Source organism: Shewanella sp. M16, from assembly GCF_018224605.1.
Lineage (GTDB): Bacteria > Pseudomonadota > Gammaproteobacteria > Enterobacterales > Shewanellaceae > Shewanella > Shewanella oncorhynchi.
Map to the genome: position 1 here is coordinate 1 of NZ_JAGTUL010000016.1, position 11,859 is coordinate 11,859.

The 11,859-nt window shown below is 47.1% G+C and carries 12 protein-coding genes; 5 read left to right on the top strand and 7 right to left on the bottom strand.

What is annotated here, in order from left to right:
* Positions 1 to 177 precede the first annotated feature (177 nt).
* The 5 genes from nadA to astE all read right to left on the bottom strand — a co-directional run bounded on the left by nadA (position 178) and on the right by astE (position 6,381).
* A complete protein-coding gene (nadA, locus tag KFE26_RS12070; RefSeq protein ID WP_028759980.1) occupies positions 178 to 1,260 on the bottom strand; it encodes a quinolinate synthase NadA in 1,083 nt (360 codons plus the stop codon).
* 132 nt (positions 1,261 to 1,392) lie between these two features.
* On the bottom strand, positions 1,393 to 3,015 hold the full coding sequence (locus tag KFE26_RS12075) for a dihydrolipoyllysine-residue acetyltransferase (protein WP_212600536.1): 1,623 nt from the start codon (positions 3,013 to 3,015) through the stop codon (positions 1,393 to 1,395).
* Between the two features lie 9 nt (positions 3,016 to 3,024).
* Complete coding sequence (locus KFE26_RS12080) at positions 3,025 to 4,002, bottom strand: alpha-ketoacid dehydrogenase subunit beta (RefSeq protein ID WP_012089197.1); 978 nt, start codon at positions 4,000 to 4,002, stop codon at positions 3,025 to 3,027.
* Between the two features lie 3 nt (positions 4,003 to 4,005).
* On the bottom strand, positions 4,006 to 5,184 hold the full coding sequence (locus tag KFE26_RS12085) for a thiamine pyrophosphate-dependent dehydrogenase E1 component subunit alpha (protein ID WP_212600537.1): 1,179 nt from the start codon (positions 5,182 to 5,184) through the stop codon (positions 4,006 to 4,008).
* Positions 5,185 to 5,346: 162 nt separating this feature from the next.
* Entirely contained in the window at positions 5,347 to 6,381 is a 1,035-nt protein-coding gene (astE, locus tag KFE26_RS12090; RefSeq protein WP_212600538.1) for a succinylglutamate desuccinylase, read from the bottom strand.
* 330 nt (positions 6,382 to 6,711) lie between these two features.
* Here astE and msrA point away from each other — a divergent pair, with 330 nt between their 5' ends.
* On the top strand, positions 6,712 to 7,191 hold the full coding sequence (gene msrA / locus KFE26_RS12095) for a peptide-methionine (S)-S-oxide reductase MsrA (protein WP_212600539.1): 480 nt from the start codon (positions 6,712 to 6,714) through the stop codon (positions 7,189 to 7,191).
* Positions 7,192 to 7,307: 116 nt separating this feature from the next.
* Here the strand turns inward: msrA and pgm are convergent, their stop codons facing one another.
* Positions 7,308 to 8,960 (bottom strand): phosphoglucomutase (alpha-D-glucose-1,6-bisphosphate-dependent), encoded by a 1,653-nt coding sequence (gene pgm / locus KFE26_RS12100; protein WP_212600540.1) that lies wholly within the window; start codon positions 8,958 to 8,960, stop codon positions 7,308 to 7,310.
* A 73-nt stretch (positions 8,961 to 9,033) separates the two neighbouring features.
* The gene (gene seqA / locus KFE26_RS12105) at positions 9,034 to 9,576 is read right to left on the bottom strand and encodes a replication initiation negative regulator SeqA (RefSeq protein ID WP_173244937.1); all 543 of its coding nucleotides are present in this window, start codon (positions 9,574 to 9,576) and stop codon (positions 9,034 to 9,036) included.
* Positions 9,577 to 9,874: 298 nt separating this feature from the next.
* On the opposite strand from seqA, the gene KFE26_RS12110 reads away from it, so the two are divergent.
* The 4 genes from KFE26_RS12110 (at position 9,875) to fldA (ending at position 11,839) form a co-directional block, all read left to right on the top strand.
* A complete protein-coding gene (locus KFE26_RS12110; RefSeq protein WP_173496693.1) occupies positions 9,875 to 10,651 on the top strand; it encodes an alpha/beta fold hydrolase in 777 nt (258 codons plus the stop codon).
* A 101-nt stretch (positions 10,652 to 10,752) separates the two neighbouring features.
* Positions 10,753 to 10,974 (top strand): DUF2788 domain-containing protein, encoded by a 222-nt coding sequence (locus KFE26_RS12115; protein WP_006081578.1) that lies wholly within the window; start codon positions 10,753 to 10,755, stop codon positions 10,972 to 10,974.
* Between the two features lie 10 nt (positions 10,975 to 10,984).
* Positions 10,985 to 11,257: a LexA regulated protein gene (ybfE, locus tag KFE26_RS12120; RefSeq protein ID WP_006081577.1), complete on the top strand. Its 273-nt coding sequence runs from the start codon at positions 10,985 to 10,987 to the stop codon at positions 11,255 to 11,257.
* Positions 11,258 to 11,311: 54 nt separating this feature from the next.
* Positions 11,312 to 11,839 (top strand): flavodoxin FldA, encoded by a 528-nt coding sequence (fldA, locus tag KFE26_RS12125; protein ID WP_006081576.1) that lies wholly within the window; start codon positions 11,312 to 11,314, stop codon positions 11,837 to 11,839.
* Positions 11,840 to 11,859: the final 20 nt, after the last annotated feature.

Below are 11,859 nucleotides of genomic sequence, written 5' to 3' on the forward strand. Positions count from 1 at the left end.
GTGATGGTTCACTTAAAAACATGGCATGTGGTATCTGAAACAAAAGGTCAGGATCAGATCAGGGTAATTGAAAATGGTTCAAAAAAATCCCCCGGGGCAAACTGAGGGATTTGTGTAGAAGAGACAGACACTATGGCAGGGATTTTTATTAGGCTGAAGAAAAGCTAAATAATGCGCTTAGGCATTACCCTTCACTTTCATATTCAGTGTTTTGGCGAAATCCAGCATACGCGTTAGCGGAATAAGCGCTTTCACTCTTAAGTCTTCATCCACAAAAATCTCATGGGTGGTTTTATCGCTGTCGGCGAGTGACGCTTCAATTGCCTGCAAACCGTTCATCGCCATCCAAGGACAGTGGGCACAGCTCTTACAGGTTGCGCCATTTCCGCCGGTTGGCGCTTCAATTAAAATTTTACCTGGCGCCGCCTGCTGCATTTTATAAAAAATGCCGCGATCAGTTGCCACGATAAAACGCTCATTTGGCATGGTCTGCGCTGCTTTAATCAGTTGACTGGTCGAGCCAACTGCATCGGCCATCGCCACCACACTGGCTGGCGACTCAGGATGCACAAGAATAGCTGCATCTGGGTAAACGCTTTTCATATCGCGCAGCGCATTAGATTTAAACTCATCGTGAACGATACAATCGCCCTGCCACATCAACATGTCGGCGCCCGTCTGCTTGGCAATATAGCTGCCTAAATGACGATCGGGTCCCCAAATGATCTTTTTGCCTTCGCTGTCTAAGTGCTCAACGATTTCAAGGGCAATACTGGAGGTCACCACCCAATCGGCGCGCGCTTTAACCGCAGCCGAGGTATTGGCGTAAACCACCACAGTATGATCTGGGTGCGCGTCGCAGAAAGCACTGAACTTATCGATTGGACAACCTAAGTCCAATGAACAAGTGGCTTCTAAGGTCGGCATTAAAATGGTTTTTTCTGGGCTTAAAATCTTGGCGGTTTCGCCCATAAACTTGACCCCAGCAACGATTAAGGTTTTTGCTGGGTGATCGCGGCCAAAGCGCGCCATTTCTAAGGAGTCTGAAACGCAGCCGCCAGTCTCTTCGGCAAGGGCTTGGATTTCAGGATCGGTATAATAGTGGGCAACCAGAACGGCATCTTTTTCAATGAGCAGTTGCTTGATACGTGCCTTATAATCGGCTTTTTGCGCATCGGACAAAGGCACTGGTTTAGGCGGAAACGGGTAATCAATGGTTTCTATTGTTGGAGCAAATGGGCTGGGGGCTAACTGACTCATAACACATCCATCAGGATAACGACGTTCGGGAATTATACGTAATCGGGATCAAAAGATTAACCCATTTGTGCAAAGCAAATAAAAAAGGACGCTTTTAGCGTCCTTTTAGTGTCAGTTATTCGTGCCAGTGGCTTAGCGCATCGCTAATAACATCTCTTGAGGCTGCTCAAGATACTGTTTCCACAGATTACAGAAGCGAGCAATCGTACCGCCATCGATCACTCTATGGTCACCTGACCAGCTCACTTGCATGATTTGGCGAGCTTCGACTTCCCCTTTCGCGTTAAAGCGCGGTAGGGTTTGCAACTTACCTAAGGCCACAATCGCCACCTCAGGTTTGTTGATGATAGGCGTAGCCACTGTGCCACCTAAAGCGCCAATGTTCGATATGGAAATCGTGCCGTCTTTCAGATCCGCTGGCGCCACGCGGCCACTGCGGGCTGCTTGGGTCAGGCGGGTGATTTCTGCCGCCACTTCTAAAATGCTCTTATCCTGCACATCTTTGATGTTGGGCACCAAGAGACCGACTTTAGAATCCACCGCCATGCCGATATTGTGACGCGCCTTGTAAGTCAGTTCAGTGCAATCCGCATTCACTTGACTGTTCATCACAGGGAACTGACTTAACGCGAGCGACATCGACTTCATGAAGAAAGGCATCATGGTCAGCTTCACTTCATCTGACGAATACTTCACTTTCATGCTTTCACGCAGTGCAACTAAGTCTGTTAAATCAAACTCTTCACAATAGGTAAAGTGCGGAATGCTCGACACAGATTCCACCATCATGCGTGCCATCACCGCTTTTACGCCGCGGATAGGCTCAACCGTGTCAGCGCGTTGAGTCACTGTCGATGTTGGAACTTGGGTTTGAGATGTTTGAGTCGCTTGAACTGACGCCTCTTTTACCTGAGCCACACTTGGAGCAGAAACATTGCTCGCGCCTTGTTGGAAGCGAGTGATGTCTTCCTTATACACACGGCCGTGCTTTCCTGTGCCAGGTACTCGGCTCAAATCGATATCTAAGGAACGCGCCATACGGCGAACTGCGGGGCTGGCTAAGGCTTTACCTTGGCGAGCAGGCTCTGCACTCACAGCCTGCGCTGCACCTGCCGCATTGGCCACAGTATCTGTATTTGTTGTTGCCGCAGGTGCAGAAGCCGCCTGTTCAACTTCAATGGCAAATAAAGGCGCATGTACTTTAGCTAGCTGACCTTTGCGATAATGCAGTTTGGCAATTTTACCCGCTTTAATGGCAGGAATTTGCACCAGCGCTTTATCTGTCATCACGTCGGCAATCGGTTGATCTTCCTCAACCCAATCACCTTCACTCACCAACCATTCAACTAGCTCACATTCAACAATGCCTTCGCCGATATCAGGTAGTAAGAATTCTTCAATGCTGACAGACGAACTGGATGACGTGGTCGCGTTTGTTACTGCCACTGGCTCAGCAGCTTTTGCGATTGTCGCAGCTGCAGCCGCAACAGATTCTTCACCCGCGATTTCAACGGCACCTTCAATTTGTACGGCATAAAGCGGCGCATGCACTTTCGCAATATCGCCCTTCGCGTAATACAACTTAGTGACCACGCCCGCAAAAGGCGCAGGGATTTGCACTAAGGCTTTGTCTGTCATGACATCGGCAATCGGCTGATCTTCAACGACGGTGTCGCCTTCTTTGACCAGCCATTCAACCAACTCACACTCCACAACACCTTCGCCAATATCCGGCAAAATAAAATCTTTAATCATACCGGACTCCTAGAAGGTCACTGATGCTTTGATGGCTTCAAACGTTTTGAATGCATCTGGCATGTATTCTTTTTCATGAATGAGTGGGTACGGGGTATCTAAACCACAAACGCGGCTGATGGGCGACTCTAGATACAAGAAGCATTCTTGCTGAATCGTCGCCGCTATCTCACCAGCAAAACCACCGGTTAATGGCGCTTCATGGTTAACCAGTAAACGTCCGGTCTTTTTGACTGAATCGGCAACGGTATCGATATCCCAGGGTGACAAGGTGCGTAAATCGATAACTTCACAGGAGATCCCTTCTTTAGCGGCCATGTCGGCGGCTTTTTCAAGGATTTCCATTTGCGCGCCCCACGCCACTAAGGTGATGTCTTTACCTTCGCGAACCACTTCAGCCTTACCCAGTTCAATTTCATAATCGCCCGCGGGCACTTCGCCAACCGATGCACGATATAAACGCTTAGGCTCAAAGAAGATCACCGGATTTTTGTCACGGATTGACGCCAACAGCAGTCCTTTGGCTTGCTCAGGGTTGCGTGGCACCACCACTTTTAACCCCGGCGTCTGGGTAAAATAGGCTTCAGGTGATTGCGAGTGATAATGGCCGCCCGCGATACCGCCGCCATAGGGCGTACGGAACACTAATCCACCGACATCGAACTCATTACCGCTGCGGTAACGGAACTTAGCCGACTCGTTGACGATTTGATCAAACGCCGGAAAGATATAATCGGCGAATTGAATTTCAGCCACGGCGGTCATGCCATTTGAGGCTAAACCATTGGCAAAACCGGCAATACCTTGCTCTGTCAGCGGCGTATTAAAGCAGCGATCGCGCCCGAATTTTTCTTGAAGACCGGAGGTGGCGCGAAATACCCCGCCAAAGTGGCCCACATCTTCACCAAAAACCACCATGCGTTCATCGGCTTGCATGGCAATCGACAAGGCCTCATTGACGGCCTGTAACATATTCATTTCAGCCACGGCTTATAGTCTCCCTGCACTTTTTGGATAGGCTTGCGGATATTTCTTGATATGTTCTTTAAGCTCGGCGAGTTGCTTTTTCAGCACTGGCGTCGGCTTGTCGTACACATCTTTAATAATTTCATCCAGCATAGGCACAGGAATTTTTTCAGCCACTTTTACCGCAGCCAATACTTCTTCACGATATTTTTCATGCAGTTTCACATCATCCGCTTCAGCCAACCAACCTTTGTTGATAAGCCATAATTTGAAGCGTTTAACCGGATCGTGTTGCTGCCACTTGGCTTCTTCATCTTTCGAGCGATAACCAGAGGGATCGTCTGAAGATGAATGCGCGCCGAGACGGTAAGTCATGGCTTCAATCAGCACAGGCGCATTATGCTCAATCGCATAGGCACGTGCTTGCTGGGTTGCCGCTAACACGGCCAACATGTCATTGCCGTCTACACGAATGGTGTGCATGCCATAACCCACACCGCGGCTGGCAATACCGTTTCCAGCAAACTGCTCTTCAGTGGGGGTAGAAATGGCGTAGCCATTGTTACGACAGAAGAAAATCACTGGGCATTTCAGTACCGCGGCCATGTTTAGGCCAGCATGAAAATCCCCTTCCGATGCAGCGCCTTCGCCAAAATAACAAACCGCGACTTTGCGCTTACCTTGCATTTTTAAGCTGTAGCCCACACCAGTCGCCTGCGGGATTTGCGTGGCTAACGGTGACGAAATCGTTTGATAATGCAATGCCGCACTGCCGTAATGGATTGGCATTTGGCGACCTTTACCAAGATCTTTCTCGTTACTGAACATCTGATTCATAAACTGTTCAGTGGTAAAGCCGCGATAACGCAGCGCCGCATGCTCACGATATTGTGCGAGGATCACATCTTCTTGATCGAGTGCGGCCACACTGCCGACAATCGCCGCTTCTTCACCCGTACAGGTCATGTAGAAGCTGATGCGTCCTTGACGCTGGGCGCCAAGCATACGTTCATCAAGTACCCGAGTGAATACACAGGTATCGTAAATTTTAGTGGCTAAGGTTTCATCTATCACAGGCAAAACCGCGGTTTCATAAGTGGTGCCGTCGGCTTGTAGAATTCGAAGGATAGGAATGTGTAGCGATGCCTTATCCAAGAAGCCGACACGGTGCACTGTATCAGTGTTGAGTGTTGCTTTGCTCATATTGTGCTCTTGTTATCTCATTACGCATCAAAGCGTTTTGATGCGTCTGTTTATACGAATATGCCCGACGAACATTACGTTAACGTAAACTACCTATCAACCATTGGCATAGCTCAAACCACAAGTTATCACTGCCACGCATGTATATATTGCTTTACAAGCCTAACGCACGTCCGCATTCACCGCAGGGATCAGGCAAATCACAGTGCGATTGCCAATAGGCACTTTGGCATTAGGGAACACGACAGACTCAAACTCATGTTCCACTTTAATTTCTTGCCCACCTTCCCGCGCTAAAACAAAGCCCTTCGGGAAAGATCTGAAGTTTTCGACATCAGTTGCGAAGGTAAATTCAAAATCATCGAAATGTTTATTGATGACGCGGCACACTTGGTACAAGTTAACCTTATCGGCATCAAATGCATCCAGCTCCAACGGCTTAGCGGTGATTAAGCGCATGAACATTTCATGGGTGGCGATAAAACGCGTCATGTCGTTCTGCCCCATGGGATACACTTTGCCAAGCTCAATGGTAAAGGCATCGGCACCGTAGCGTTCAGAGGAAAAATAGCTGAAGGTCGTGGTCGGTTCATGGTGGAAAAGTACTGTATCGACGCCGCTTGCGGCTAAAAACATAATTTGCTCGCCGCTAAAGGCGCGCCCAGGACGATAGGGATAGATAGCGAACTTTTCATGCTTCGAGGCGCGCATCGCCGTGTGCAGATCATAATGGATGCGCTGACGTCCATCGGCAACCGCAGTATAAAAACGATCGACATAGGCTTCGAGTTTTTTCGCGCGTACTCGCTCAGGGTTCACTAACCCTGGTGGATTGGAATGCTCACCACTAAAGAGACGATTCATGTTTTCGTCAATAATCCGCGTGCCGTTATTAATCGCTAATGGGTTACCAATGAGAAATAAAGTGCGCTGCTTTGCGATGATCTTTTGCTGTAGAAGTTGTTTAATTAAGCTATTGCAGAGTTCAATGGGCGCGGTCTCGTTACCGTGAACACCGCAGGAAAGCACAATATCTTTTCCTTCATTCTTTACTGGTTCGAAAACAATAACACCGGTATCCCACACTTCCACTTGAGTATGATCGCCTAAGTTAAATGAAAATTCGCCATCGAACTGTTCAGGATGGGCTAAGGTGAGCGCTAAAAAATCCTTTGAATCTAACAGAGCTTGTAACACAGAATTCTCCTTATAATGGTGTGTAACAGTATTGGCGCAATAGCATAAGTACAGGCAGTAATAACCACTTAAGCATTTATCTCACCGCGGTTAGTCTCACTCGCACCTAAAAAACGGCTTCAATACTAACACATGTTTTTAGTGCTGTTCTCAGACATTTATTGCCGTAGGACCCAGTTTTAAGCGGAATGACATTCAACTAAGCTGATTGTTAAATTCTTAGGACATTCCCTAAGAATTTCCCATGATAAATATTCCAGCTTGAGGCTTGCTTTTGCACTCAAGTTTTATCACAATCCTTAGCCATCTAGACTTCTATTGGATTTAATTATGGCGTTAGCAACCTTTGGTGCCGGCTGTTTCTGGGGCGTAGAGTATTTTTTTAGACAAGTGAACGGCGTATCGAATGCCACCTGCGGCTATATGGGCGGCAATAATGCGGCGACGAGCTATGAAGAAGTCAAAAAAGGCAAAACGGGCCATGCCGAAGTGGTGCAAGTGGAATTCGATCCCGCCCTTGTCAGTTATGAAGACTTGCTCGATGTATTTTGGAAAAACCACAATCCAACGAGTCTGAACATGCAAGGCGGAGATATTGGCACTCAATATCGCAGTACCATTTTCTTCCACGACCGTGAGCAAAAAGCGGCCGCAGAAGCCTCAAAGTTAGCTTTTGCCCGCTCGGGGCGTTGGGGATTACGCCATATCGTCACAGAAATAGTGCCACTGCAACAGTTCCATGTGGCTGAGGAATATCACCAAAATTACATCGATAAGAATAACTTATCGAGTTGTCATATCGAGTACTAAATACGGTCAAATCAGTATTAGATCAACTACTCACAGCTGAATTAGACACAAACAAAAACGCACTCAAATCTGAGTGCGTTTTTTATTTTGAGACGTTAGCTAAACCTACTACTGCATTAAGCGTTTAGCGCCTTATCAATTAATGCCTGCGCATCTTTGATGATCTCAGCCAAATGCTGCTCACTGATAAAACTTTCGCCGTAGATTTTAAATAACGCTTCAGTGCCCGATGGACGCGCCGCAAACCAACCATTCGCCGTAGTCACTTTGATGCCGCCAATCGCCGCATTATTGCCCGGCGCATGGGTTAACACGTTTTCGATTGTCTCACCTGCAAGCACAGTGGCATTTAAGGTATCGGCATTGAGCAAAGCAAACTTGGCTTTGTTTTCAAGACTGATTGGGCTATCGATACGCTTATAGAAACTTTGGCCAAATTGTTTTACTAACTCTTGGTGACGCTGACCTGGGGTTTTACCTGTCACTGCAAGAATTTCTGCGGCAAGTAACCCTAGAATAAAACCGTCTTTATCCGTACACCAAGTAGAGCCATCACGGCGTAAAAATGCTGCGCCAGCACTCTCTTCACCGCCAAAGGCGATTGTGGCTTCGGCTAAACCGTCGACAAACCACTTAAAGCCCACTGGCACTTCGAGTAACTTTTTGCCGTGGAAAGCACAGATTTTATCGATAAGCGCACTCGATACTAAGGTTTTACCTATGGCTAAGGTATCGCTCCAATCTGGTCTGTGTGTCAGTAAATAATCGATAGCGACCGCAAGATAATGATTCGGATCCATCAAACCCGTACCAGGGCAAACGATGCCGTGACGGTCATAATCGGGATCATTACCAAGGCATAAATCAAAGGATTCTTTATGGGCGAGTAAACCTGCCATCGCATAGGGAGACGAGCAATCCATGCGGATTTTGCCGTCTTTATCCAGCGGCATAAAGCTAAAGCTTGGGTCAACTTTATCATTAACTAACGTGATATCGAGCCCATAACGCGCGGCAATCGGTGCCCAGTAGAAAATCCCTGAACCACCGAGCGGATCAACACCGATATGCAGCTTAGCCTTAGCAATCGCCTGCATGTCGATAACATTTTCTAAATCAGCCACATAGGGTGTAATCAAATCAATGGCGTTGACATAGCCTGATGCCAGCGCTTCGGCATACGCTAATTTTTGCACGCCAGCTAACGCTTGGCGCAAGTAATCATTGGCTCGCGATTCAATCCAAGCCGTGATATTACCTTCAGCAGGTCCGCCATGGGGTGGATTGTACTTGATGCCACCATCCTGAGGAGGATTGTGGGAAGGCGTAATGATCAAACCATCGGACAATGCAGCACCCGTAATATTGGCTTCGCGATTGGCGCAAATCACCCCATGGGAAACCACTGGCGTAGGTGTAAATCCGTCGTTCTGTTGGATTTTCACTGTGACTTTATTTGCCGCCAGCACTTCAATTGCCGACAAATAGGCTGCATAGGATAACGCATGGGTGTCAATCCCAAGGATCAGCGGCCCATCGATATTTGCCGATTGACGGTAGTCCACTACAGCTTGGGTAATCGCCCAAATGTGTTGTTGGTTAAAACTGCCATTGAAGGCGCAGCCTCTGTGCCCAGAAGTGCCAAAGGTGACGCGTTGTTGTACGTCATCCATATTTGGCGTGATGCTGTAATAATGGCTCATCAGTTTTGGAATATTGACCAGATCCGTCTGATTAGCGATTTGTCCTGCCCTTTGATGTATTGCCACCGATGGCTCTCCTGCACTCAATTACAATTAGAAAAAGTAGAAAAATGTCGTACTAACTTGGCTCATCCGCGGATTAAACGCGCTCGGAGATACCCGCTGCTACTGTCGCATCACAACCAAATTGCACTAAAACTTCCGATAAAATAGTGCGTTTCTTGGCGGTATTGTTGTTACTCGTTACCCAGAAACCACTTGTACCAATTTCTTTTGGGTTAGCCGAAGCACTCGCTTCGAGCAGTTGCTCCTTAGAGCGAGCAAAATACAAACGATCGCGCCCTTGGATCTGCAAAATTTGTGAGAATTGCTCTGGGGCTAATTGATACAAACTTTCGAGCAAAAACAGAAAACGACCTACTGCGCCTTTTTGCTGCGATAACTGATGTTCATCGACTAAGCGACTAAAATCATTCACTGCTGGCACTGTTTGCGCCGCGATAGGCTGAATAGGTTCAGCTTCAAGGCTCGGTTGGCTAATCGCCAAAGGCTGGGGTTGTTCGACCGCATCGACGGACAGGCCGAGTAATCGACGAAGAATGTCAGAGGCGCTCTCACCAATACGCTCTGTTTTGCTGGCAATATGACGATAGAGCTCTTCATCTACTTCGATATATTTCATAACCTTAATTATCCTTTGTTATTCGACAGGCTTAACCGAAAAAAGTTTACCACAGCGATCGGGGCAGATCATTGCGATCTGTTACCAGTGTATCTATCTCTATCAATCTGATAAAGCGCCATTATTCTAAAAGTGCGGGAAATAGCACAGCAAACTAGCAGTTAATCGACAATTGCCGAAAAAGCACACAAGTTACTGGCCGCCCCCACTATAGAAATGGCAACTGACTTGTCAAGCCAACGGCATTAAGGGCACAATTCGCGTCACGCTAAGCTAAAAATCTCCAACAGGAATCACCATGAACTTTGTTTCCACAGGCCAAGGACCCGCAGTGCTCTTGATCCACGGCTTGTTCGGTAATCTAGATAACCTCAAAGGTCTAGGGCAAGTATTAGAAAATCAGTATCAAGTTATTCGTGTCGATGTGCCCAATCATGGTTTAAGTGAGCATTGGGATCAAATGGACTACCCTCGTCTGGCCACTGCAATGATCAGCTTGCTCGACGAACTGGCTATTGAACGCGCCCATATTGTGGGTCACTCCATGGGGGGTAAAATCGCCATGGCGACGGCGTTAGCCTTTCCAGAGCGCATTATCAGTATGGTGGCAGCCGATATCGCCCCCGTCGCCTATGAGCCAAGACACGACACAGTGTTTGCGGCATTAGAAAGCCTGCCCTTAGAAGGCCATACCGACAGACGCTTTGCCCTAAACCATTTAATTGACAATGGTATTGACGAAGCAACGGCACAATTTTTACTCAAAAATCTACAACGCACTGATACTGGCTTTCGTTGGAAAATGAACTTAAGTGGCCTAAAGGCTTGTTATCCTAATATTATTGGCTGGCAAAATCAGACACTAAATCCAGTACAAAGCTATGCTGGACCAAGTCTGTTTATTCGCGGCGGCGACTCAAATTATGTCACTAGCGAGCACAGAAGCGCTATCATGGCGCAATTCCCCGCGGCACAGGCAAAAACACTTGAAGGATGTGGTCATTGGTTGCATGCGCAAAAACCCGTCATTTTTAACCGGATCGTGTCTGAATTTATTGACAAACATTCAATGTAAATCAGCAGCAAACTCGACCGAAAGCATATGGCAGCCGCCATCTTGTTGTGATATATTCGCGCCTCTTTTGGCCTTAGAACACTCTCAAGGACTAAGAAAGTATGTTATCTCAGTACATGGAACAAATTGAAACCATCGGCCTGAACCTGTTTTTTGCCTCGATATTTTTCTTTATCGGCATGGCCATCCACGATGTGCTTAAACAAGGTAACGTGCCAAAATTTGGTCGATTTATTGTTTGGTTAGTGTTATTTCTCGGCTGCGCCGGGTTTATTGTAAAAGGTATTATCCAGATCACTTGGGAAGGCTCAGGGATCGGTTAACAATAAGAACATGGCAAAAGAAGCGACAGACAGAACCACTATTGACCTTTTTGCCAACGAAAAGCGCCGGGGCCGACCACGTAGCAATCCTTTGTCCCGTAGCCAACAGCTTAAGGTCAACAAACGCAATCAAATCCAGCGCGATAAAGCCAACGGATTAAAGCGAATAGAGTTAAAGGTGTCACAAGATTTGTATGACGCCTTGAATGAGCAGGCATTGGCCAGTAACATCAGCCGTAGCCAGTTAATCGAATTAATTCTTCAGCAACAAGTTGAGTGCTGAACGAGTACCAGCAAGATTAACCTAATAAGTGAACTAGACATTAAAGGATAGACAATGGCAACTGTAGGTCTTTTTTTCGGTAGCGACACAGGTAACACCGAAGCTGTAGCCAAGATGATCCAGAAAAAACTGGGTAAAAAAATGGTTGAGGTGAAAGATATCGCCAAAAGTACCAAAGAACAGATTGCAGAGTATGACTTGCTGCTGTTCGGCATCCCGACCTGGTATTACGGTGAAGCGCAATGTGACTGGGATGATTTCTTCCCTGAATTAGAGCAAATTGATTTTACTGACAAACTTGTCGCTATTTTTGGTTGTGGTGATCAAGAAGATTACGCTGAGTACTTCCTTGATGCCATGGGCATGGTTGGCGATATTGTTCAGGCCCGTGGTGGTATCATCATCGGCCATTGGCCAACTGCAAGCTACAATTTTGAAGCCTCTAAAGGTCAAGTCGATGACGACCACTTTATTGGTTTAGGTATCGATGAAGATCGCCAGCCAGAGCTGACTGAAGAACGTGTTGATGCTTGGGTTAAGCAAATTTACGAAGAAATGTGTTTAGCTGAATTAGAAGATTAATTCTGTTAACCATTTGATTA